The organism is Methyloversatilis sp. XJ19-49, assembly GCF_024580145.1.
Classification (GTDB): domain Bacteria; phylum Pseudomonadota; class Gammaproteobacteria; order Burkholderiales; family Rhodocyclaceae; genus Methyloversatilis.
This window is the reverse complement of record NZ_JANINI010000003.1, coordinates 92527-115849: the sequence shown is the minus strand read 5'-3', so window position 1 is coordinate 115849 and position 23323 is coordinate 92527. Positions and strand designations below refer to the sequence as shown.

The 23323-nt window shown below is 64.8% G+C and carries 23 protein-coding genes; 10 read left to right on the top strand and 13 right to left on the bottom strand.

The annotated features are described in order from the left end of the window. Positions 1 to 4: 4 nt before the first annotated feature. From nadA to NMQ16_RS04965, 5 genes are all read left to right on the top strand, one after another. Positions 5 to 1108, top strand: coding sequence for a quinolinate synthase NadA (gene nadA, locus NMQ16_RS04985; RefSeq protein ID WP_257079401.1), 1104 nt, complete (start codon positions 5 to 7; stop codon positions 1106 to 1108). Between the two features lie 13 nt (positions 1109 to 1121). Beyond that, positions 1122 to 1607, top strand: coding sequence for a hypothetical protein (locus NMQ16_RS04980; RefSeq protein WP_257079400.1), 486 nt, complete (start codon positions 1122 to 1124; stop codon positions 1605 to 1607). Further along, complete coding sequence (locus NMQ16_RS04975; protein WP_257079399.1) at positions 1604 to 2359, top strand: endonuclease/exonuclease/phosphatase family protein; 756 nt, start codon at positions 1604 to 1606, stop codon at positions 2357 to 2359. The genes NMQ16_RS04980 and NMQ16_RS04975 overlap by 4 nt, the downstream gene beginning before the upstream one ends. A 29-nt stretch (positions 2360 to 2388) precedes the next feature. Beyond that, positions 2389 to 3579 carry a cardiolipin synthase ClsB gene (clsB, locus tag NMQ16_RS04970; RefSeq protein WP_257079398.1) on the top strand — a complete coding sequence of 397 codons (1191 nt, stop codon included), beginning with the start codon at positions 2389 to 2391 and terminating at the stop codon, positions 3577 to 3579. Between the two features lie 138 nt (positions 3580 to 3717). After that, positions 3718 to 5223, top strand: coding sequence for a CoA-acylating methylmalonate-semialdehyde dehydrogenase (locus tag NMQ16_RS04965; protein ID WP_257079397.1), 1506 nt, complete (start codon positions 3718 to 3720; stop codon positions 5221 to 5223). A gap of 15 nt (positions 5224 to 5238) precedes the next feature. Here the strand turns inward: NMQ16_RS04965 and NMQ16_RS04960 are convergent, their stop codons facing one another. Next, on the bottom strand, positions 5239 to 5796 hold the full coding sequence (locus NMQ16_RS04960) for a hypothetical protein (RefSeq protein ID WP_257079396.1): 558 nt from the start codon (positions 5794 to 5796) through the stop codon (positions 5239 to 5241). A 113-nt stretch (positions 5797 to 5909) separates the two neighbouring features. On the opposite strand from NMQ16_RS04960, the gene NMQ16_RS04955 reads away from it, so the two are divergent. Beyond that, entirely contained in the window at positions 5910 to 6488 is a 579-nt protein-coding gene (locus NMQ16_RS04955; protein WP_257079395.1) for a histidine phosphatase family protein, read from the top strand. A gap of 8 nt (positions 6489 to 6496) precedes the next feature. Here NMQ16_RS04955 and NMQ16_RS04950 read toward each other — a convergent pair whose 3' ends face one another. The 4 genes from NMQ16_RS04950 to NMQ16_RS04935 all read right to left on the bottom strand — a co-directional run bounded on the left by NMQ16_RS04950 (position 6497) and on the right by NMQ16_RS04935 (position 9008). Then, positions 6497 to 7039: a cytochrome P460 family protein gene (locus NMQ16_RS04950; protein ID WP_257079394.1), complete on the bottom strand. Its 543-nt coding sequence runs from the start codon at positions 7037 to 7039 to the stop codon at positions 6497 to 6499. A 111-nt stretch (positions 7040 to 7150) separates the two neighbouring features. Then, positions 7151 to 8041 (bottom strand): DMT family transporter, encoded by an 891-nt coding sequence (locus tag NMQ16_RS04945; protein WP_373566757.1) that lies wholly within the window; start codon positions 8039 to 8041, stop codon positions 7151 to 7153. Between the two features lie 7 nt (positions 8042 to 8048). Then, the gene (locus NMQ16_RS04940; protein WP_257079393.1) at positions 8049 to 8426 is read right to left on the bottom strand and encodes an SgcJ/EcaC family oxidoreductase; all 378 of its coding nucleotides are present in this window, start codon (positions 8424 to 8426) and stop codon (positions 8049 to 8051) included. 78 nt (positions 8427 to 8504) lie between these two features. Continuing rightward, positions 8505 to 9008: a MarR family winged helix-turn-helix transcriptional regulator gene (locus NMQ16_RS04935; protein ID WP_257079392.1), complete on the bottom strand. Its 504-nt coding sequence runs from the start codon at positions 9006 to 9008 to the stop codon at positions 8505 to 8507. Between the two features lie 148 nt (positions 9009 to 9156). Between NMQ16_RS04935 and NMQ16_RS04930 the strand changes: the two genes are divergently transcribed. Together NMQ16_RS04930 and NMQ16_RS04925 are read left to right on the top strand one after the other, a co-directional pair. Next, positions 9157 to 9753 (top strand): DUF4126 domain-containing protein, encoded by a 597-nt coding sequence (locus NMQ16_RS04930; protein ID WP_257079391.1) that lies wholly within the window; start codon positions 9157 to 9159, stop codon positions 9751 to 9753. Positions 9754 to 9820: 67 nt separating this feature from the next. Beyond that, positions 9821 to 9985, top strand: coding sequence for a DUF3149 domain-containing protein (locus tag NMQ16_RS04925; RefSeq protein ID WP_083223925.1), 165 nt, complete (start codon positions 9821 to 9823; stop codon positions 9983 to 9985). Here NMQ16_RS04925 and NMQ16_RS04920 read toward each other — a convergent pair. From NMQ16_RS04920 to ettA, 6 genes are all read right to left on the bottom strand, one after another. Beyond that, positions 9967 to 10638: a glutathione S-transferase family protein gene (locus tag NMQ16_RS04920; RefSeq protein WP_257079390.1), complete on the bottom strand. Its 672-nt coding sequence runs from the start codon at positions 10636 to 10638 to the stop codon at positions 9967 to 9969. The genes NMQ16_RS04925 and NMQ16_RS04920 overlap by 19 nt on opposite strands. After that, positions 10635 to 11366, bottom strand: a complete 732-nt coding sequence (locus NMQ16_RS04915) for a zf-TFIIB domain-containing protein (RefSeq protein WP_257079389.1) — start codon at positions 11364 to 11366, stop codon at positions 10635 to 10637. The genes NMQ16_RS04920 and NMQ16_RS04915 overlap by 4 nt, the downstream gene beginning before the upstream one ends. Positions 11367 to 11463: 97 nt before the next feature. Beyond that, the gene (locus NMQ16_RS04910; protein WP_257079388.1) at positions 11464 to 13404 is read right to left on the bottom strand and encodes a U32 family peptidase; all 1941 of its coding nucleotides are present in this window, start codon (positions 13402 to 13404) and stop codon (positions 11464 to 11466) included. Between the two features lie 103 nt (positions 13405 to 13507). Further along, on the bottom strand, positions 13508 to 14449 hold the full coding sequence (locus NMQ16_RS04905; RefSeq protein ID WP_257079387.1) for a PEP-CTERM sorting domain-containing protein: 942 nt from the start codon (positions 14447 to 14449) through the stop codon (positions 13508 to 13510). Between the two features lie 83 nt (positions 14450 to 14532). Further along, entirely contained in the window at positions 14533 to 16071 is a 1539-nt protein-coding gene (locus NMQ16_RS04900; RefSeq protein ID WP_257079386.1) for a sensor domain-containing diguanylate cyclase, read from the bottom strand. A 97-nt stretch (positions 16072 to 16168) separates the two neighbouring features. After that, complete coding sequence (gene ettA / locus NMQ16_RS04895; RefSeq protein WP_257079385.1) at positions 16169 to 17833, bottom strand: energy-dependent translational throttle protein EttA; 1665 nt, start codon at positions 17831 to 17833, stop codon at positions 16169 to 16171. Positions 17834 to 17992: 159 nt separating this feature from the next. On the opposite strand from ettA, the gene NMQ16_RS04890 reads away from it, so the two are divergent. Together NMQ16_RS04890 and NMQ16_RS04885 are read left to right on the top strand one after the other, a co-directional pair. Beyond that, a complete protein-coding gene (locus NMQ16_RS04890; RefSeq protein ID WP_190295055.1) occupies positions 17993 to 18148 on the top strand; it encodes a LiaI-LiaF-like domain-containing protein in 156 nt (51 codons plus the stop codon). Positions 18149 to 18248: 100 nt separating this feature from the next. Continuing rightward, positions 18249 to 19901, top strand: a complete 1653-nt coding sequence (locus NMQ16_RS04885) for a methyl-accepting chemotaxis protein (protein ID WP_257079384.1) — start codon at positions 18249 to 18251, stop codon at positions 19899 to 19901. A 58-nt stretch (positions 19902 to 19959) separates the two neighbouring features. Here the strand turns inward: NMQ16_RS04885 and NMQ16_RS04880 are convergent, their stop codons facing one another. Continuing rightward, positions 19960 to 21393, bottom strand: a complete 1434-nt coding sequence (locus NMQ16_RS04880; protein ID WP_257079383.1) for a mannose-1-phosphate guanylyltransferase/mannose-6-phosphate isomerase — start codon at positions 21391 to 21393, stop codon at positions 19960 to 19962. A gap of 176 nt (positions 21394 to 21569) precedes the next feature. Next, entirely contained in the window at positions 21570 to 23207 is a 1638-nt protein-coding gene (locus tag NMQ16_RS04875) for a methyl-accepting chemotaxis protein (RefSeq protein ID WP_257079382.1), read from the bottom strand. Positions 23208 to 23323: the final 116 nt, after the last annotated feature.

The window sequence follows — 23323 nt, the reverse complement described above, 5'->3', positions numbered from 1 at the left end:
CACGATGCAAGTTGCCAACATCACCTTTGACCGATTCAACGCGCTGGCCGACGATCAGGCGCAGTCGCGCATCCTTGCTGCGCGCGAAAAGCTCGGCCCGCGCGCGGTCATCCTCGGTCACCACTATCAGCGTGCCGATGTCTATCGCCACGCCGACTTGACCGGCGATTCGTTGAAGCTGGCGCGGCTGGCCAGTCAGACCGATGCGGAATTCATCGTGTTCTGCGGCGTACACTTCATGGCCGAAGTGGCCGACATCATGTCGCGCCCGGAACAGATCGCCATCCTGCCCGACCTGGCGGCCGGCTGTTCGATGGCCGACATGGCCAGCCTGGCCAAGGTGGAACGCTGCTGGCGCGAACTGCGCGACATGACCGGCGACCCGGATGCGCTGATCACGCCGGTCACATACATCAACTCGGCTGCCGACCTGAAGGCCTTCTGCGGCGAGCACGGCGGCATCGTATGCACCTCGTCGAACGCCGCCAGCATTCTCGAATGGTCGCTGGCGCGACGCGAAAAGGTGCTGTTCTTCCCCGACCAGCACCTCGGGCGCTGGACCGGCTACAAGATGGGCATCCCGCTCGACGACATGGTGGTGTGGGACCCGGACCTGGAAAACGGCGGCCTGACCCGCGAGCAGGTGGCGCAGGCGAAGATCCTGCTGTGGAAGGGTCACTGTTCGGTACACCAGATGTTCCAGCCGGCGCACATCCTGCGCTGGCGCAACCAGCATCCGGACGGTCTCGTCATTTCGCATCCGGAAAGCGCACTCGAAGTGTGTCGCCAGTCGGATTACGTCGGTTCGACCGAATACATCCTCAAAACGGTGAAAGCGGGCGCGCCGGGTACGAAGTGGCTGGTCGGCACCGAACTGAACCTGGTGAATCGCCTCGCCGAAGAGGTGAAGCACGAAGGCAAGACCGTGCAGTTCATGGCGCCCACCGTATGCATGTGCTCGACGATGCAGCGCATCGATCCGCAGCATCTCGCCTGGTGTCTTGAGAATCTTGCCGAAGGCCAGGTGGTGAACCGGATCAGCGTGCCGGAACATGAAGCGGTGCCGGCCAAACTCGCGCTCGACCGCATGCTGGCCGCATCGCCCTGAGGGCGGCTTCCCCATGGACTGGATGCAGCGCTGGGAACTGGCCAGTTACGTCGTGACCGCACTGGGCCTGCCGCTCGCCGTCGTCACCTTCATCTACCAGCAGCGGCGCGAGCGCGACAACGAAGACGAAGAGGCGTACCAGATGCTGTCGGACGCCTACATCGACTTCCTGAAGATCGTGCTGGCGAATCCGGACCTGCCGCTGCGCGAAACAGCAGCACCGCAGCACCTCAGCGAAGAGCAGGAACGGCGCATGCACATCATCTACCAGATGCTCATTTCGCTGTTCGAGCGCGCCTATCTGGTCGCCTGGACCGACGAAGCCGAAGGGCTGGCCGCGCGCCGCTGGGCGTCGTGGGACGACTACATGCGCGAGTGGCTGGGCTGCGACGCATTCCGCAACCAGCTCATGACCCTGCTGCGCGGCGAAGACCCGGCGTTTGCGCGCCACATGATGAAGCTCGCCGAAGCCGGGCGCGGCCACCCGCTCGATCCATGACGACAGATCTGCGCATCTGCACCTGGAACATCCACAAGGGCTTCTCGCAGTTCAACCGCCGCATGGTGATCCACGAGCTGCGCGACCGCCTGCGTTACCTGTCGTCGGACCTGGTGTTCCTGCAGGAAGTGCAGGGTCAGCACCACGGGCACGCGCTGCGTCACGCCGACTGGCCGATCGAGCCGCAGTACGAGTTCCTGGCCGATGAAATGTGGCCGGCGACCGCCTATGGCCGCAACGCGGTGTATGACCACGGTCACCATGGCAACGCCATCCTGTCGCGCCACCCGATCTCGCAGACCGACAACCACGACATGTCGGCACACCGCTTCGAACAGCGCGGCTTGCTGCATTGCGTGATCGAACCGGTGCCCGGCCGGCGCGTGCATGCGCTGTGCGTGCATCTGGGCCTGACCGCACGCGGCCGGGCCCAGCAATACGCCATGCTGGCCGAGCACGTGACTTCGACCATACCCACCGCGGAAGCCTTGATCGTGGCCGGTGACTTCAATGACTGGCACAACCGAGCCGAAGGCCAGTGGGCCGATGCACTTGGCCTGCAGGAGGCGCACAGCCTGTTCCACGGCCGCCCTGCGCGCAGCTATCCGGCGGCCTTTCCGATGCTGCGGCTGGACCGCATCTATGTGCGCGGACTCGACGTGGGCGAAGTGAAGCTGCATGCCGGCCGACCCTGGTCGCGCATTTCCGATCATGCGGCGCTGACCGCACGACTGTCGCTGACTGCAGCGTGACAACGCCGTGAGACCGCAGTGAGCCTGGAATGAGTCGATTCCTGCCCGGCAACGACATTCGCCTGCTGGTGTGCGGCGAACAATACTTTCCTGCGCTGGAAGCGGCGATCGACGGGGCGCGCCAGGAAATCTTTCTGGAAACCTACATCTTTGCAAATGACGGTATCGGCGAGCGCATCGCCGCCGCCCTGGCGAGAGCGGCGCAACGCGGTGTGCGTGTGCGCATTCTGGTCGATGGCTTCGGTGCACGCGAATTCGAAAGCACGCACCGGGTGGCGCTGGAGTCCGCCGGCGCGCATACGCTGATCTTCCGCCCCGACATCAGCTGGGTCACGCTGCGGCGCAACCGGCTTCGGCGCATGCACCGCAAGCTCGCCGTAATCGATGCCGGCACCGGCTTTGCCGGCGGCATCAACATCATCGACGATATGCACACACCTGGTCACACGCCGCCGCGCTTCGACTTTGCGGTTCAGGTGCGCGGGCCGCTGGTGGCACGCATGCACGCGGAATGCCAGAAACTTTGGGAACGCGTGGCCTGGGCGACGCTGCAGTTCAGGCCGCGACTGCCGCGCCTGCGGGAGTATGCCAACCGGCAGGCCGGACAGATCCGCGCCACGCTGCTGGTGCGCGACAACCTGCGCCACCGGCGAGACATCGAGGACGCCTATCTCGAGGCGATCAACGGCGCGCGCAGCGACATCATCATCGCCAACGCCTATTTTCTGCCCGGCCGGCGCTTCCGCCAGGCACTTGTACGGGCTGCGGAGCGCGGCGTGACGGTGACGCTCATCCTGCAGGGGCGGGTCGAATACCTGCTGATGCACTACGCCTCTCAGGCGCTCTACGGTGCACTGCTGTCGAAGGGCGTGCGCATCGTCGAGTACCGCCGCAGTTTCATGCACGCCAAGGCGGCCGTCGTAGACGACGAATGGGCCACGGTCGGCTCCAGCAACATCGATCCGTTCAGCCTCATGCTGGCACGCGAAGCCAATGTGGTGGTGAGCGACGCCGGTTTCACCCGGGAGCTGCGGCAGAAGTTGCTGCAGGCGGCCAGCCATGGCGGCCGCGAGCTGCGGCATCGACAATGGAAGAACCGCCCGATCCACGAACGCGTGCTGCGCTGGATGGCCTACGGCATGGTGCGCGTGATGATCGGTCTGGCCGGTGACCTGCTGGCACGGCGCCGGGCAGGACGCGACACACGGCACAACCTCTGAGCACCGGGCACGACGGCAGCGACACTTGCGCATCGGGAGCGACTGTACGGACGGCAGCCGTTTGGATGCTGCCCTGCGGCGGGACCTTCGCCCGGGCGTGACGCACAATATCGGCTTCGATTGCCGCAACGGATGATCATGAATACACCCGACCACACCCTGCCCCACTGGATTGACGGCCGGCGTACGACGCTGGACAGCACCCGCCATACCGACGTTTTCGATCCGGCCCACGGCCGGGTTGCGCGCCGCGTGCTGCTGGCCACCGCAGGCGACGTGTCGGCAGCGGTGGCCAGCGCTTCCGCCGCACAACCCGCATGGGGCGCACTGCCGCCGCTGCGCCGTGCGCGCGTGCTGTTCCGCATGCAGGAGCTGGTCGGGCGCTACAGCACCGATCTTGCGCGCCTGATCACGCGCGAGCATGGCAAGACGCTGCCTGACGCACAGGGCGAGGTGCAGCGCGGGCTGGAGGTGATCGAATTCGCATGCGGCATTCCGCAACTGCTGAAGGGCCAGCATTCGGACAACGTCGGCGGCGGCATCGCCAACTGGAGCCAGCGCATGCCGCTGGGTGTCACAGCCGGCATCACGCCATTCAATTTTCCTTTCATGGTGCCGATGTGGATGGCCCCGGTGGCCATCGCCTGCGGCAACAGCTTCATCCTGAAGCCGTCGGAACGCGATCCGTCACCGTCGCTGCTGACCGCCGAATTGTTCCGCGACGCAGGGCTGCCGGATGGCGTGTTCAACGTCGTGCAGGGTGACCGCGAGGCGGTCGACGCGCTGCTGGTGCATCCGGACGTGCGTGCCGTGAGCTTCGTCGGCTCGACGCCGATCGCGCGCCACATCTACGAAACCGCGGCACGTCACGGCAAGCGTGCGCAGGCACTGGGTGGCGCGAAGAATCACATGGTGGTGATGCCGGACGCCGACATCGCCCAGGCGGCCGACGCGCTGATCGGCGCCGCCTACGGCTCGGCCGGCGAACGCTGCATGGCGATTTCGGTGGCCGTCGCGGTCGGCGACATCGCCGATGCGCTGGTCGAGGCGATCAAGGTGCGAGCGCAGACACTCAATATCGGCGACGGCGAAAGCGCGGGCGCCGACATGGGGCCGGTGGTCACCGCCGCGCACCGCGAACGCATCGTGTCGCTGATCGACAGCGGCATCGCGGAAGGTGCGACGCTGGTGCTCGACGGGCGGCGACACACGGTGGCCGGGCGGGAAAGCGGTTACTTCCTGGGTGCGACGCTGTTCGACCATGTAACGCCCGGCATGCGCATCTGGCAGGAAGAAATCTTCGGCCCGGTGCTGTGCGTGGTGCGGGCGGCGAATTTCGCTGATGCCGTCGCGCTGGTGAATCGCCACGAATACGGCAACGGGGTATCGCTCTACACGCGGGACGGTCGCACCGCGCAGGAATTCGGGCAACGCATCGAAGCCGGCATGGTGGGTATCAACGTACCGATTCCGGTGCCGATGGCGTGGCACTCGTTCGGCGGCTGGAAACAGAGCCTGTTCGGTGATCTGCACGCCTATGGCGAAGAGGGCGTGCGCTTCTACACGCGCTACAAGAGCATCATGCAGCGCTGGCCTGACAGCAGCTCGAAAGGACCGGAATTCGGCATGCCGGTCAATCAGTAGGCCGAGCAGCCGCGTTCACTCGATGGTGAGCTGCGGCAGCCAGTGCGAGCGCTCGTCCGCGAGGGTCAGATCCTCGTCGCGCAGCGGCCGCTTTCGGCGTTCGAGCGGCACGCTGGTCGGTGCGATGAACGGATCCATGTCGACATCATGCAGACGCCCGTCGATGCGCTCGCCATCGATCTTCATGCGGTAGTAGGCACCGTTGAATGGATTGACGTGCAGCGCGGCAGGCAGCGTATGCATGAACATCAGCGCGTATTCGAGCGGCGTCAGATCGGCCGGGCTGACCAGCGGTGCCTCATTCTCGACCGGGAAATTGCACAGGCGCTGCTTCGGGCCGGTCAGGCAGCGGAACGGCCGCATCGCCAGAAAATACTCGCCCAGCTTTTCGTCCAGCACGATCCTGAAACGCGACTTGCCATCAGCTTCAGGCGTGAAGGTGATCTGACCGATCACGATCCGCTCGCCCTGCGCATTGCCGAGCGTGATCGTGCGCGTACCTGTCAGCACGTCGGCGTGCGCCGCCGTGCTGACAAGCAGGCTGCACAAGGCTGCATTCATCCATCGCTTCATGCTGATCTCCCCGTTTTCCGCTGTGCTGCGTACGCCATGGCATTCATGGAACCTGAGCGATGTGACCGGTCGAAGTAACCATACCTTACGCCTCAACCGGGCACGATACTGCCATGAACCGTCGTCGTTTCACGTTCGCTGCCGGTGCGGCGCTGCTGGCCCCGGGACGGGCGCACCCGGATGCACCGGCCCCTGCCCTGCTCGCACTGCAAAACGGGGGCTGCGCCCTGCTGATGCGCCACGCAGCCACCGAGCCGGGCATCGGCGATCCGCCGGGCTACCGGCTCGACGCCTGCAGTTCGCAGCGCAACCTGTCACCGGCCGGACGCGAACAGGCGCGACGGGCGGGCATATGGCTCGCGCAGCGGGGCGTCGTGTTCGATGCGGTGTTCAGCAGCCGCTGGTGCCGCTGCGTCGATACGGCATCGCTGATGTTTCCCGGTCATCCGGTCGAGGTGCTGGAGGCGCTGAATTCATTCTTCGACGACGGCAGCGCGCGCGAACGCCAGACCGCTGCGCTGCGCAGCTGGCTCGGAACACTGGAAGGATCGCGTCGGGTGGCGCTGGTGACGCACCAGGTCAACATCCTGGCACTGACCGGTGACAACCTCGCCATGGGCGCGGCGGTGGCGGTGCAACCCGACCGGCGCGGCGGTTTGCGCAGCGTCGGCCGGATCGACCTGGGCGGCTGAGCGCCTGCCTACTTCACGGCAGCAAAGTGCTCGTCGTAGCGGAACACGTAGTCCTTGTCCTTCAACGGCGTGTGACAGGTGCGACAGGTGTCGTACTTTGCTTCGCCGTTCAGTTCGCCGGTGCCCTTGAACGCGCTGTAGATCCAGTCTCCGTTCTTCTGCGCTGCGGGTACGTCGGCGCCCCAGCCCGGGTTCTTGCCCATGACGAACACCGCGGCCAGCTTGTCCTTCACCAGCTTGCCGTCGGCACCCTTGACCGGCTTGCCGGCGCCATCGAGCTTGACCGACCAGTTCTCCATGACAAAGGTCGATCCCTGCGGAAAAGCCTCGCCCGGTGCGGCCTTCTTCGCCTTCGGATTCATGTAGATGTCGCGGATCTGTTTCGCGTCCTCGCGCTGCACCGCGTGGAGGAAGGTCGGCCAGGTCCGGTAGTCGGCCGGCAGCGGCAACTGACCGTCGTTCAACGCCGCTACCGGCGGCGGTGCGCTCATCTGACTGCAGCCGGCGATGATCAGTCCGGCGACAACGGCGCCAAGTATCTTCTTTTGCATGGATGGACTCCTGATTGGCTGTGGACACAACATCTGCGCGAGGCCCGGTCAGGCGCCCCGCATGCGTCCACTACCCGCGCATCCCTGATCCGGATGCAGCCAGCGCCGGAATCAGTGCACCCGGCCACGTCGCCATGCCTCGGCCGACAGCAGCAGAAGGCCGATGCCGATCAGCAGCATGCCTGCCAGCTCGCCGGTGCCGGGCCGCTCACCGAGCTGCCAGGCGGCCGACAGTACGCCGATGACCGGCGTCACCAGCGAAACCATGCTGGTGGTTCCGGCCGACAGCCGGCGCAGCGCGTACAGCCACAGCAGCCACGCAATCACGGTGCCCGGCACGACGTTGTAGAGCAGCGCGCCGATCAGTGACGGTGTCCAGTTGATCGGCTCGGCCGGCCACCACAGCGCCACGACGACCAGCGGTACGGCACCGATCAGGGACTGCCAGGCGGCGATGGCCAGCACATCGAGGTCGGGCTCCCGGGCCTGCAGCCTTTTGGCGACGATCACCGCCAGCGCCCAGCACACGCCGGCCAGCGTCGCCAGCACGCTGCTCAGCAGGTCACCCGCCAGATGCAGTGGATCAAGAATGCACAGCAGGCCGACCAGCGTGGCGACAGCCGACGGCCACTGCCAGCCGTGCAGGCGATCGCCAAGCAGTGGCCAGGCCAGCAGCATCACCCAGAACGGCATGGTGTAGGCCAGCACGGCCGTCTTGCCTGCACCGCCGCTGACCAGCGCGAGAATGATCAGCCCGGTGAAGCCGGTCGTCTGCAGCAGGCCCATCAACGCCACCGCGCGCATTTCGACGATGCGCACCGGACGACGCATCGCGAGCACCAGGCCGAACAGCACCAGCGCACCGAAAAGCGTGCGCAGCGCGCCGAACTGGAAGGGGCCGATGTCGACCAGCGCGATCTTCATGACCACCCAGTTGTAGCCCCAGATCACGGCCAGCAGCATCAGGGCTGCCAGCGCGCGCGCGGACGGGCTGTGCAGCACGGACGCCTCAGTTCCAGATGTGGGTGATCAGGCGCCAGCTGCGGTCCGGCTGGCGACGGTAGACCATGGTCAGGTGGCCGCTGAAAGTCTGCAGGCCGCCTTCGCCGTTGGCCTGTGCGCTCCAGCGGCCACGCTGCGTGGCCACTTCGCTGTCGCCGATCACCGCATGCTGTTCGATGCGGTGGTTGTGCAGTCCCTGATCGATGGCACCGGCGAACAGCGCCTCGATCTGCGCCGAACCCAGCGCGGCGTTGCCGCCGGCAGGCAGCACGGCGCCCTGCTCGTCGTACAGCGCGGCCAGTGCGGCGGCGTCGCCACGATTGAAGGCCGCGTCCCAGCGCTGATTGAGGTCGGCAACGGCGGCTCGAAGGGCTTGCAGGGTCACGTGAATCTCCTTGGGAAAGTCTTGAAAAATTGAGTCGGGGAAAAATGATCTGCCGGCTAATTTGAGCGGCGAAAAAATTCAGGCAAAGGCGCCCGTACCGGACTGCACGACGCCGAGCATCGCCTGCAGCGCAACACGCTGTTCTTCATCGAGCCCGGCCATCAATGTGCGCACGCGGCGGTAGTAATCGGGCATGACTGCATCGAGCACGGCTTGCCCGGCCGGCAACAGGCGAACGGTCAGGCGGCGCCGGTCAGCGGTATCGAACACGCGCTGCACCAGCCCGTCGCGCTCCAGCCCGTCCAGCAGGCCGGTCATCGTGGCACGCGTGACGCCGGCCTTCTGCGCCAGCGCCGAGGGCGAAGATTCGAATGCCTCCTCGCGCATCAACAGGATGAGCACCCACCAGCGGCCCTGCAGCAGCCCGTGGCGTGCAAGAAATCCGTCGAGCGCCTGCGACAGTTCGGTCGCGACACGCAGCAGGGTCAGAAAGGACGCCACAGCGCTGACGTCCGCTTCGGGATAGCGGGCGGCAAACTTGCGCAGTACGTCAGGGGTCGGGAGATCGCGGAGCTGAAGCATGATTAGCTGCATTATAGTTAGGCGCCTTATCTTGTCAACGGCAAGCTGGAGGACAGGCCCGATGTTGGGCTAGGATTGAAGGGAAGGCATGCTGCGCAAGTTGATCGTCTTTTGCGCGCAGTTGCCTTGCGACCCGGAAAGCGACCGCATGGACACCATCGACACGATAGCCGCCGCCGCAGGCCTTGCCTGGGCCAGTGGCCTGCGCCTGTATGCGGTGATCTTTCTCGCCGGACTGGCCGGTCGCCTGGGCTGGGTCGATCTGCCCGGCGACCTCGACACGCTCGAACATCCGCTTGTGCTCGCGGCGGCCGGTCTGATGCTGTGCATCGAATTCTTCGCGGACAAGATTCCGGCGCTGGACAGCCTGTGGGACGGCGTGCACACCTTCATCCGCATTCCTGCCGGCGCCTTGCTCGCCGCATGGGCCCTCGCCGACCAGAGCACACCGGTCGTGCTGGCAGGCGCCCTGCTCGGCGGCTCGCTGACGGCAGGGACGCATCTGACGAAGGCGGGCAGCCGAATCGCCATCAATACCTCGCCGGAACCGGTCAGCAATCTGATCGCCTCGACCAGTGAAGACGGCGCTGCAGTCGGCGGCCTTTGGCTGGCGTTCGCCTATCCGATCGTGTTTCTCGGCTTCCTCGGCGTATTCCTGCTGTGCATGCTGTGGCTGCTGCCACGTGTCTGGCGCTTCCTGAGCGACCTGCTGTCCTGGGTAGCCGGCAAACAGGCGCCCGGTTGACCTGAATCAGTCCCCATCGGTCGGCCCGGCGGTCCAATGATGACAACCATCCACCGAGGTCTGCATCATGAAAGCCCTGACTGATCTGCTATCCACAGACTACGGACTGATGAGCCTGCTGGTCATCGCATTCACCCTCTTCATGAGCTTCTGGTTCGCCCGCTTCTTCAAGCGGCACATGGACGAGGACGAAGCGCGCGCCAAGCAAGCCGATCAGTCGGCGAAGCTGTAGGGGCCGCCGCGCGCTCGCGCGCGCTGCCAGGCCGGGCGACTGTGGACGCGCGACAGAAAGTCCGTCAGACGCGGATGCGACGCACCGAGGCCGGCGCCCCTGGCTGCCGACTCGACCGGAAAGCTCATCTGGATGTCGGCTGCGGTGAACGCGTCGCCGGCAAACCACGGCCTCGTCGTCAGCTCCGATTCCATGAAGCGCAGCTGGTCTTCGATGTTCGGCTGCACGAAGGTTTTCAGCACGTGGTCGGCCAGGCCGCGCGCCACCGGCTTGATGAAGAAAGGCACCGGCGCATTGCGCACCTTCTGGAACACCAGATGCATCAGCTGGTACGGCATGGCGGAGCCCTCCGCAAAATGCAGCCAGTAGGTGTAGCGGCGCGCATCTGCACTGCCGGGCGCGGGCCTGAGCCGACCTGCGCCATACACCTCGACCAGGTATTCGATGATGGCGCCCGATTCGGCGATGACCTGATCACCGTCCGTGATGACCGGCGACTTGCCCAGCGGGTGCACGGCGCGCAGTTCCGGCGGCGCGTAGGACGTTTCCGGATCGCGCTCGTAGCGCTTCACCTCGTAGTCGAGTCCGAGCTCTTCAAGCAGCCACAGCACGCGCTGCGAACGGGAATGCGCCAGATGATGGACGGTGATCATGTGAGGATTTTCCAGACCAGTGAAACGCCTGCCATCACCAGATCGCCGACATCGAGAGACGTGGCGTCCAGCGCCGGGTTGGCGCGCGACGAACGTGCCGGGCGGCGCGCCTGCTGTTCGCGCCTTTCGGTCTCGATCAGCGCGTCGGCAATCGCCTCCGGATCGCGATTTGCACGCTTTTCTTCAGCGATACGATAGCCGTTGAGCGCGCTTTTCACCGCATCGGGATCAATCAGCGAAAACGCAGACCGGCAATGCGGGCAGGCGTGGTCCTTGCGGATGTCGACCGGCGCGCCGCAGCCGGTGCAGTAGATGGCGCCGACCCGCTTGCTCAGATCATGGATTTCCGACTTGGTAAGCTGCCGGACGAAACCTTTTTCGATCATGAACGATGCAAACGTACTGAAGCGGCCGTGGCGATGCGGGCATCGACTGGTGGCGTAGCGACCGCTGCGCACGATGTCGTAGCCATGCTCGAGCTTGCTGCCGCAGCGCGGGCAGGCCATTACCGGCGCCACCGGATTGCGCTGCACGTCGCGATGCTCGTGCAGCTGCTTGAACAGGTCATTCACCGATGCCGGCGACAGTTGCTGGTTCTCGTGCGTATCGAACCAGATGCCCTGGCACGCGTAGCAGATGTCGAGTTCGAGCGGCCCGCCACCATGGTGCGAGAAGGTATGCACGTCCATCGGGACGCGGCAGGAGGGGCAATTCGGTTTCGGGCTCATGTTCGAATCGACAGGCGGGCGGTTGAACGGTCGGCATGCCTTCGCGCGGCGAGCCGCACGGCATCCATCGTCATCAGCGGCATCGGCGGCTGAAACTTCAGTTCGCGCTGCGCGTCACCTTGACGCCGGCAGGCGCACTGCGATGGAAGGTCACCGGTATCGCCGGCGCCTGAGGCACCGATTTGCGCAGGCTGCCGACCACATGCATTTCGCACTTCTTGCAGTCGAAGCGCAAGGTGAGCCGGTCGTTGCCGTTCATCAGCGTCATCGGCTCCGCTTTCACCATTCCACGCAGGTCGTAGTCCTTCAATTCCTTCGGACACAGGTTGTGGCTGTAGCGCAGGCAGTGCTTGGTGATCATCAGCGACACCTCGCCCGGCTCGTGGTTGAGCTCGTAGGCGTCGGCGATCAGCTGCACGCCATGCCGCCGATAGAAGGTGCGCGCCTTTTCGTTGTACACGTTGGCGAGATAGCTCAGTTCGGTGTCGGTAAATGGCACGGGCGGTTCGACCGCCGCCAGCGGCAGCGGTCGTGCATGCGCCTTCACGCGGGCCGCTTCCAGCTTTTCGCAGCCGTCGCGGCGCAGGCCGTTCAGCACAGACGCCGGCAGGAACCACGCCTGCTGCGTGTCCAGCGTCACCGTGCGCGCTTCGAACATCGTGTTGCCGAGCTTGGCGATGGCTTCGCGGATGCCACTCAGCGCGCGTTCCGCGTCACGTGCCGACTGCTTGTCGTGGGTGATGTCAGACCGCACCGTACAGCCGTCCTCGTCGGTCAGCGTCAATGAAAAACCATCCGGCGTGTCGGCAAACCGCAGATCAACCGCAACCCTTCGTTCGCTCGACTTTTTCTCCAGCGCGCGCTCGAACGCCTGATCCCGATTGCGGAACAGCGTCAGCCCCGGCCTCAGGTCATCCGGCATGACGTTGGGGAACAATTGCTTCCCGTGCACGGTATTGATACGCAGGCCCTGCAGTTCGCGGTGGCTGTCGAAATAGCTCAGACCGTCGCCGTTGTGGATGTCGACCTGCGACTCGACTTCGATGTGGTCGACCGCAACCCGGGTCACGGTCGCGGCTTCCTCGCCGACGAAGCCGGGGGCTTCGAACGCTTCGATGCCGTGCTGCCGGCCATTGACGAAGTAGTCGGTCGCGCCGCGGTTGAAGGACTTTTCCGGCTGCGGCGTGAAGAAGAAGGTGCAGCGGCCGCTGGATGCGCGCCGGTGCGCCGGCAAGTCATCCAGGATGTCATCGAGCAGCGTGCGGTAATGGGCGGTGATGTTCTTCACGTAGGCCAGATCCTTCAGCCGTCCCTCGATCTTGAACGAACTGATGCCGGCGTCGATCAGCGCGCGCAGGTTGGCGCTCTGGTCGTTGTCCTTCATCGACAGCAGGTGCCTGTCATGCGCCACGACGGCGCCGCTGGCATCGGTCAGCGTGTAGGGCAGACGGCAGGCCTGCGAACATTCGCCGCGGTTGGCGCTGCGCGCAGTGTGCGCATGGCTGATGAAGCACTGACCGCTGAACGCCACGCACAGCGCGCCGTGCACGAAGAACTCAAGCGAACATGAGGTGTTCGATGCGATGTCGCGGATCTGCTCCAGCGTCAGCTCGCGTGCCAGCACGATCTGCGAAAAGCCGACGTCCTGCAGGAAGCGCGCCTTGGCCGCGTCGCGGATGTCGGTCTGCGTGCTGGCGTGCAGCTGGATCGGCGGCAGCTCCATTTCCAGCAGGCCCATGTCCTGCACGATCAGCGCATCGACACCAGCGTCGTACAGCTGGTGAATGGTCTGCCGCGCCGGCTCCAGCTCGTCGTCGCGCAGGATGGTGTTGAAGGCGACGAACACCTTCGCGTGGAAACGATGGGCGTGTGCCGTCAGACGCGCGATGTCGGCAACCTCGTTGTCGGCGCCCTTTCGCGCACCGAAGGATGGCCCGCCGATATACACCGCATCGGCGCCGTGGTTGATCGCCTCGATGCCGAAATCGGCATTTTTCGCGGGCGCGAGCAGTTCGAGAATGCGGCGGTCTGAGGTCATCGGGAAACGCGACAGGGCATGAGCCGTAAAGGCGCGATTATCCGCGAGCGCGCCACAAATGAAAAACCGGCCGAAGCCGGTTCGTGTCGCAGCCGGTGCGGAATCAGGCGCGGCGACGCGCCATCATGCCGATCAGCATTACGCCGCCGAGCATCATCGCCCAGGTGCGCGGCTCGGGTATCGGCGCCGGCACCGTGGCCTGCAGGCTGGCCACTTCCCAGCCGATGTCGTCCATGGCCGCCCAGTCGAGGTCGGTCATGTAGCGCCGCTGGCCAGAAGGAATGAAGGGCGAAAGCAGCGGAATCTGCTGGCTGCCATTGGCGACGCCGCGCAGCGTGGTCGCAAAGTGGGCATCGGAGCCGTCGCCCTGCAGCGCAACCGCTGCACCGCCGTTCGTCGCCGTGGTAACCGCGCCGGTGAAGGTGTCGCCGACCACCGCGTCGAACCAGCTGTCGGCCGTGCCGAAACCGAATACGTGCGCGGTTTCATGCATCGCCACGGTGTAGAAGTCAAAGCCGGAGAAGCCTTCGACGGTCGACACGTCGCTGTCGAAATACCAGTTGATGTTGGTACCGAAGCTGATCGAACCGCCCCACGGCCCGAAATCGGTTTCGACCGGGGTCAGCGCGCCCGGCTCGCCGCGCGACAGCGCGTTGTTGATGAAAGCCGTGCTGCCACTGACACTCTGGAAGCCCGGGCCGCCAACACCCAGCGTCTGGCCGCCGAAAGCGTGCGAGCCGACGAAAATGCGGATTTCGTTTTCGGGGACGCTGAAGTTGTTGATCAGCAGCGTCGCGCCAAACGGATCCTGCGGATTGTAGAAGCGTGCCGAGAAGGTGTTGCCGCCTGAGGGCGTGATCGCGGTCAGCGTGTCGAGCAGGTTAAGGCTGAACACCTGTGCCACTTGATCAAGCACCACCCGCTTGTCGCTGGTGAAGAATCCAGCTGTGTCGTAGGTGTAATCGAAGACCACATCAATGGCCTGAGCCGGTATGGACAGCGTGGCAAACACCACGGCACTCGCTGCAAACAGGGGCTTTTTCAACGCAATCTCCTCAAGGTTGCCGCAGGGTATCGCAGTCCTGCAGCAACGCAGCGTGCAATTGTGCACGGCGCCCGTCGCCCCTTTCAGGCGACTCGCGAGCAGTTGCGGCCGGCGTGCTTGGCGGCATACAGCGCCTGATCGGCACGTTCCACGAGTATCTCCGGCGTATCCTCGGCCCGCCAGGTGGTGACGCCGGCACTGACGGTCACCGCCAGCGATTCACCGATGGTCGGCAGCGGGCAATCGGCGATCCGGCGCCGGATGTCGTCCGCCAGCACCAGAGCGTCCGCTTCGCGGCAATCGCGCAGCACCAGCAGGAACTCTTCCCCACCCCAGCGGCACGCCAGGTCGGATTCGCGCAGGCTGGCGCGGATCAGGCCGCTGACGTGCTCGATCATGCGATCCCCCGCCAGATGACCATGACGATCGTTCAGCGCCTTGAAATGATCGATGTCGAACAGAATCGCTGACAGCGACTGACGCGCGCGCCGGGCATCCGCCAATGTCTGCACCATCATGATCTCGAACGCGTGCCGGTTCAGCAGGCCGGTCAGGCGATCCGTGGTGGCCATCCTTTCCAGGCGGAGCTGGTAACGATCCAGCGTCAGGCTGGCCAGATACACCGTCGCCAGCGTGAACAGCACGCACAGGCAGAGGTTGATGTAGAGGGTGCGCCGGATGTCGGCCAGAGCGTCGTTCTCGACCTTCTCGACCACCAGGAACCATTTCATTTCCGGCACATAGCGCACATTGAGCAGATAGTCGCGCCCCCCGCTGCGGTACTGGAAGGAACCTGACTCCGCCGCCAGCATGGCGGGCGCGATGTCCCGCAGGCCATCGACCTCGTCCAGACGATCCGCGCCATGCCAGGGGGCCTCGCCGAACAGCACGACCTTCCCCTGCTGATCGACGAAATAGATGCTGCGCTGATAGCGCTGCTGGTAGCTGGCGAGCAGCTTGCGCACGGTATCGACCGTCAGGCCGACGCCGGTCACGCCCATCAGGCCGCCGTCGTAGTCATAAACGCGGTAGTTGATGAACACGGTCAGCGTGTCGCGGCTGCGCGTGTCGGTATCGACGTTGATCTCGTAGGGCTCTTCAAGCCGACGCACCCTGAAATACCAGCTGTCCTGCGGGTTGTCTTCGCTCACCTTGCGCAACAATCCGTCCGGGTGATAGTAGTTTCGCGTGCGCTCCGATACGAAGAAACTGGTGAAGGTGCCATAGCGGCTGCGCACTTCGCCGAGGAACTTGGTCAGCGCCGGCACATCGCGTTCGCTGCGCAACACCCAGTCGCGCAGAAACGTGTCGCCGGCCATCATCGACGCGATGAACACCGGGCGGATCAGATCCTTCTGGATTTCCGAATAGATGTTGTCCGACGTCAGCGGCAGTTCGCTGTCGACGATGGAGCGGTGGATCCCGTTCTTCGACACGTAGTAACTGACCAGCGTCGTCACGACGAAACCGAGCGACAGCAGCAGGCCGAGCAGCAGCAGCAGACGGTGCTTGCCGGTCACGCGGCCGCGCGCGTGACCACTCACGGTCTGGGCGGGCAACGGCGTCGAGGCGGCAGACGCATCGGCATCGTTGCGCTGCAGTGGAGTCTGCCGGGAAGTCATGGATTGGAAGGCAAGTAAGACGCTGCAGCCTTAACGGCAGATCGCTGGACGTCTGCAACGTGAGTGTCGGCCGGTACCGCTACCGGCCGACACCGGCTCAGCGGGCGATCGGCTTGTAGCGGATGCGGTGCGGTCTGGCGCCGTCTTCGCCGAGGCGCTTCTTCTTGTCGGCTTCGTACTCCTGGTAGTTGCCGTTGAAGAAGGTCCACTGCGAGTCGCCCTCGGCAGCAAGGATGTGCGTGGCGATGCGGTCGAGGAACCAGCGGTCGTGCGAGGTGACGAGCACGCAGCCGGAAAATTCGAGCAGGGCATCTTCCAGCGCTCGCAGCGTTTCCACGTCGAGGTCGTTCGACGGCTCGTCGAGCAGCAGCACGTTGCCGCCGGCGATCAGTGTCTTGGCCAGATGCAGGCGACCGCGCTCGCCGCCCGACAGGTTGCCGACGATCTTCTGCTGGTCGCCGCCCTTGAAGTTGAAGCGGCCGATATAGGCCCGGCTGGGCATTTCGAAACGGCCCACGGTCAGGATGTCGGCGCCGTCGGCGACCGCCTCGAACACGGTCTTCGTGCCGTCGAGACCTTCGCGTGTCTGGTTGACCGCGGCGATCTTCACTGTCGGCCCGACCACGATTTCGCCGGAATCAGGCTTGTCCAGACCCTGGATCATGCGGAACAGCGTCGATTTGCCGGCGCCGTTCGGGCCGATCACACCGACGATGGCGCCCGGCGGAACGCTGAAACTGAGGTTGTCGATCAGCAGGCGGTCGCCGAAGCCTTTCGACACGCCATTGAATTCGATCACCTTGTCACCCAGGCGCTCGCCCGGCGGAATGAAGATTTCGTGCGTTTCGTTGCGCTTCTGGTACTCGACGCTGCTCATTTCCTCGTAGCGCGCCAGACGCGCCTTCGATTTGGCCTGGCGCGCCTTGGGGTTGCCGCGCACCCACTCGAGTTCAGTGGCGAGCGCCTTCTGGCGCGCCGATTCGGTGTTCTCTTCCTGCTTCAGGCGTGCACCCTTCTGGTCCAGCCAGCTCGAATAGTTGCCCTTCCACGGAATGCCGTGGCCGCGGTCAAGTTCCAGAATCCACTCGGCGGCGTTGTCGAGGAAGTAGCGATCGTGCGTCACCGCCACCACGGTGCCGGGAAACCGCACCAGGAACTGTTCCAGCCATTCGACCGATTCGGCATCGAGGTGGTTGGTCGGTTCGTCCAGCAGCAGCATGTCCGGCTTGGACAGCAGCAGCTTGCACAGCGCCACGCGGCGCTTCTCGCCGCCGGACAGCGGCGCGATCTTCGCGTCCCAGGGCGGCAGGCGCAGCGCGTCGGCGGCGATTTCCATCTGGGTTTCGATGTCGGCGCCGGCGGTCGCGAGCACGTTTTCGTACTTCGCCTGCTCTTCGGCCAGCTTGTCGAAATCAGCGTCCGGCTCGGCGTAGGCGGCATAGATCGCGTCCAGCTTGGTGCGCGCTTCCATGATGTCGCCGAGGCCCGATTCCACCTCCTCCTTGACCGTTTTCGCCGGATCGAGCTCCGGTTCCTGCGGCAGATACCCGATGCGGATGCCCGGCAGGTGCTGCACTTCGCCCTCGAATTCCTTGTCGGCGCCGGCCATGATGCGCAGCACCGTCGACTTGCCCGAACCATTCAGGCCGAGCAGGCCGATCTTTGCGCCGGGGAAGAAGGAAAGCGATATGTCCTTGATGATCGTGCGCTTCGGCGGAACGACCTTGCTCACGCGGAGCATCGACATCACGTATTGGGCCATGGTGTGCTGCGGGGATGACTGAAGAAGCCGGAAGTATGCCGCAAGCCGCACGGCTGCAGCCGCAGTCGCCTCAAACGTGCCGACTCGCACTACCATCCGGCGTCGGCGTGTCGTTCGGACGCCGCCTTCCGACCACCCAGACCGCACACAGGACACCCCATGATCGGTTCGATCGGCCTCATTCTCATCGGCGCGCTGCTGCTGGCGTCGAATCTGGAGCTCTTTTCGCTGCGTGACCTGGGCGAGATTCTCGGCACCTGGTGGCCGGCCGTGCTGATCGCCATCGGCGCCGCCGGGCTGATCAAGCGCAAGTAGCAGCAGTGCCCCGGTGCGGACAGCGCCCTGAAAACGTGCATCAAGTCACACTTCCTGCTGCCGATATCCACTGCTTATCCGGATTTCAGGGAGCACGTCCATGTTTGCACTCAAGACACTGCGCAGCAGATTGATCGCGCTCGGTGCCGCATCGCTTTTCGGGCTGCTCATGGCCGGCGGTTTCGGCCTTTTCCAGCTGGCGCGTCTCGACCGGGGTGTCGCCATCGACCTCGCGCAGATGGGCCGGGCGGTCGACATCGTGCTCGACGTACAGAACGCCGGCATCGACTTCAAGACGCAGGTACAGGAATGGAAGAACACGCTCATCCGCGGCAACGACCCTGAACAGTTCACGCGCTATCGCGACGGCTTCGAAACGCAGGCCGCCGCGGTCGCCGAGCGGCTGGGCAGCATCAGCGCCCGCCTGAAGGAGAGCGCTTCGCCGCGCGCTGCGGAAGTCGATGCGCTGATCGCGGCTCACGGCGCGATGCTGGCAAGCTATCGCACGGCACTGCAATCATTTGATGCCGCCGATCCCGAATCCGGCAAGAAGGTGGACCGGGCAGTCAAGGGCATCGACCGCAGCACGGCCGATGCGATGACCGCGCTGACGCAGGGCATGGCCGAAGATGTGAAGGCACTGGGCGTGCGCACGCAGGCGCATACCGCCGCGCTCTACCAGACCGGGCTCACGACGCTGGTGATTGCCGTTTCCCTGCTGTCGCTGATCCTGGTGACCGGAGTGGTGCTCACGGTACGTCGGCTGGCGCACAGCCTGCAGTCGCTGCGCGCCACGCTGGCGACCGCACGTGAGCGACTCGATCTGACCGTCAAGGCGCCTGATCATCTCGGCGACGAGCTGTCGGAAGCCGGTGCCTCGATCAACGCCCTTTTCGGCGAGCTGCGCAGCGTACTCAGACTGATGCGCGACAACGCGCAGCACATCGCCAGTCACTCATCTTCGTTGCACGGTTCGGTATCGACGCTTGCCGCCACTGTGTCCCAGCAGAATGACTCGACGTCGAACATGGCGGCGGCCGCCGAAGAGCTGGCTGTCAGCGTGGCGCATGTCAGCGACAGCGCCGGCAGCGCGCGCGATGTGTCCCGATCATCGATGGAGCGGGCAGAATTCGGCGGTGGCGTGATCGAGTCGGCGTCCGGAGCCATGTCGAAAGCCGCACAGGACGTTCACTCGACGATGGAAGGCATGAATGAGCTCGGCGCGAGCATGGCGCATATCGGCAAGATCGCGGCAACCATCAAGGACATCGCGGACCAGACCAACCTGCTTGCACTGAATGCGGCGATCGAGGCCGCTCGTGCAGGCGAACAGGGACGCGGTTTCGCAGTCGTGGCAGACGAGGTGCGCAAGCTGGCTGAGCGGACTGCCGTGGCGACGCGCGAGATCGATGCCGCGGTGGACACCGTCCAATCTGTCACCACAAGCGCGGTCGGCAACATGACGACGCTTTTCGATCAGTTCGAACAGATTGGCGCGTCGACCCATGACGCAGGTCAGGCGATCGCCGAGATTCAGGCCGAATCACGCAAGGTGCTCGGCGCCACGGAAGACATTTCACGCGCGCTGCTGGAACAGACTTCGGCCAGCGAAAGCATCGCACGACAGGTCGAATGCATCGCCGGCATGAGCGAAAGCAACCGGTACGCCGTGGTCAGTGTCGGCGACGCCGCCGACGCGATGAACAGCCTGTCGCAGAGCATGCGGCAGCGGCTGGAGAAGTTTGTCGTCTGACCCTTTGTCTGACTTCCCGTGCGTGCGGGCGCCCTCCGCGCCCGCACTGCCCGTGCGCTCACTTCCGGCCGTAGGTGTCCTCGAAGCGCACGATGTCGTCTTCGCCGAGATAGCTGCCTGACTGCACCTCGATCATTTCCAGCGGCAGCTTGCCCGGGTTTTCCAGCCGGTGCGTCGTGCCTAGCGGGATGTAGGTGGACTGGTTTTCCGACAGCAGCAGGATGTTCTCGCCGCAGGTGACACGTGCGGTACCGCTGACGACGATCCAGTGTTCGGCACGGTGGTGGTGCATCTGCAGCGACAGCGATGCGCCAGGATTGACGACAATGCGCTTCACCTGGAAACGCGAACCGGCGTCGATCGAATCGTAATAGCCCCACGGGCGATACACCTTGCGGTGATTTTCGGCCTCCGGCCGCTTGTTCGCCTTCAGATGGGCGACGATGCGCTTGACGTCCTGCGTGCGGTCCTTCGCCACCACCATCACCGCATCGCAGGTCTCCACCACCACCACATCCTTCATGCCGAGGCAGCTCACCATGCGGGTTTCGGCGAACACCAGACTGTCCTGCGTGTCCTGCAGCAGCACGTCGCCGCGCGACACATTGCCGTCGGCGTCCTTGGCGGCCACCTGCCAAAGCGCGTCCCACGCGCCGACATCCGACCAGCCGGCATCGAGCGGCACGACGACGGCCGGCGCCACGCGCGGTTCGCCGGCGGCCAGCGGTTCCATGATGGCATAGTCGATCGAGTCCGACGGGCAGGCCGCGAACGCGGTCTTGTCGACGCGGTAGAAATCGTGATCGGCAGCGCCGCGCTCATAGGCGGTGCGGCTGGCCGCTTCGATGTCCGGCCGGAAACGCTTCAGCAAGGCCAGCGCCACGCTGGCCTTCATCATGAAGATGCCGGCGTTCCACAGATAGTCGCCACTGGCCAGATAGCCCTCGGCGGTTGCCGCGTCGGGCTTCTCGACGAAGCGGTCGAGTGTGCGTGCCGCGCCGCCGGCGAGCGCCGCACCGGTCCGGATGTAGCCATAGCCCGTTTCCGGCTTGTCCGGCGTGATGCCGAAGGTGACCACCGCACCGGCATCGGCATGTGCGGCACCGAGTGCCACCGCGTCGCGGAAAGCGGCGGTATCGCGGATCACATGATCGGACGGCATGACCAGCAGCACCGGGTCGGCCGCTCCGGCGGCGAGCGCAGCCAGCGCCAGAGCCGGCGCGGTGTTGCGACCCATCGGTTCGAGCAGCAGCGACGCCGGCTGCACGTCGATCTGGCGCAGCTGCTCGGCGGTCAGGAAACGGTATTCCTCGTTGCACACGATGAGCGGTGCGGCAATCGTCAGTCCGGGCGCACCGGCACGCAGGGCGGTGTCCTGCAGCAGCGTGCGCTCGCCGTCCAGCGGCAGCAGCTGCTTCGGATAGCGTTCGCGCGACAGCGGCCAGAGGCGGGTACCGGAGCCGCCGCACAGGATGACGGGTTGCAGGGTCATGACGGAAACCTGAGTGAAGATCGGAGCCCCGAAGTCTACGTCATGGGCTGCGGCGCTTCGCGATAAATCCGTTACAGCACAACCCGTTCGGTACGTGTCACTGCGCGAGGGAAGCGAAGGGAAAGGGGCCGGGCACTTGCGGATCCGGCCCCCCTCCCGACTGCTGCCCTGGACGATCAGTGGGCGAGGCGGAAACGACGCACCGTGCCGTCAAGTTCAGCGGACAGATCGGACAGATCGCGTGCCGAACCGGCCACCGAGCCGGCGGCGCTGGCGTTCTCTTCCACCATCTGCACGATGCGCTCGACGCGCTGTGCCAGATCCTGACTGGCGATGGCCTGTTCCTTCAAACCGCCGGACACCTCGGAAATGGTGCCCACCACCTGCTGCGCATGGCCGTCAATGGCAAGCACCTTTGCGCCGGCGGTTTCAGCCATCTGCAGACCATCACGCACGCGCCCCACCGTGTTCTGCATGTGCTCCGATACATCGGCAGCGCCGGACTGGATACGCTGCACCATCTGGGTGATCTCACTGGCGGAGCGCGCCGACTGTTCGGCCAGCTTGCGCACTTCGTCGGCCACCACAGCGAAACCGCGGCCCATTTCACCGGCCCGCGCCGCTTCGATCGCGGCATTGAGCGCAAGCAGATTGGTCTGATCGGCGACATCGCGAATGACCTGCACGATGGTGGAGATGCGCGAAACTTCGTCGCCCAGGTCGTTGGCACGCTGCGAACTGGCTTCTATGCCTTCGGTGACCTGCCTGATCTGCGACACCATGGCTCGGATGTCGGCTGCGCCTTCGGATGCGCGATGTCCTGCCTCGACCGAGGTCGCGTTGGCCTCCTGGCTCAGTTCGCTGACATGGGTGATCGAGGTCGACATTTCTTCCAGCGACGCCGCCATGGCCGCCGCCAGTTCCGCCTGCGACTCCGACGAACTTCTGACCTGATCGGTCGCGCCCGACAGTTGCAGCGCCGAATCGCTCAAACGGCTGTTGGCACTGCCGATGGTGTTCACCATCTGGCGCAGCGCCTGCTGCATGGCCTGCACCTCGACCTGCACGCTGGCCAGTTCGCTGCGCCCTTCCGGATGCAGATCGAGCCTCAGGTCGCCATCGGCGATGCGCTTCACGGCAGCCAATGTGTCCGAAAGCTGGGCCGTGATGCTGCGTGTGATGACCAGGGAAATGCCGATGCTTGCCGCGATGACAAGCACGGCGGCAACGAGCACCGCCATCTTGAGCGCGTCGGCGCCGGATTCCAGCGACGCAATCGATGCTGCATTGCGCCCGCGCACCGCCTCGCGTAAAGAGTTGGTCGCCTCGTTCAGCGCAATGGCAGCCGGGCCGTGCGCGGAATGAAGCAGTTCATTGGCTTCGGCGTTGCGGTTTGCAAAGGCGAGCGCGGCGACGTCGTCGGAAATCCGGCTGAACGCGGCCAGCCGATCGGCGATGGCCGCCGCCGCGGCAAGCTCGTCGGCCGGGGTGTCAGGCTGCGCCACCAGCGTCGAAAGGCTAATCGCCGCCTGTTCGGCTGCGGCTTCGTACTTGTCGAGCTTGGCGCGCACGGCGGCGAGCTGCGTACCTTCGGTTTCGATGATGGCCGAACGCGAATAGACCCGTACACGCTGTATCGCGTCGTTCAGGTCTGCAATTGCATCAACCTTGGGCTGCGTGCGCTCACTGACCTCGTGTGCCACCCTGGCGATATGCATCGACTGCATCTCGATGAACACGACGACGGCAGCGAAGATCAGCACGATCAAGCCGAAACCCAGGCCCAGGCGAGCCGCTATGGACAGGTTCTTCATGACTGTTTCCTTTTTTAGGGTACCCGCACAGGTCACTCCTGCGTCTGGAAGGGAATGCCGCTTCATCAGACATCCCCTGATGCCCTCGGGACTTTTACGACTTTCGGGGAAAAAAC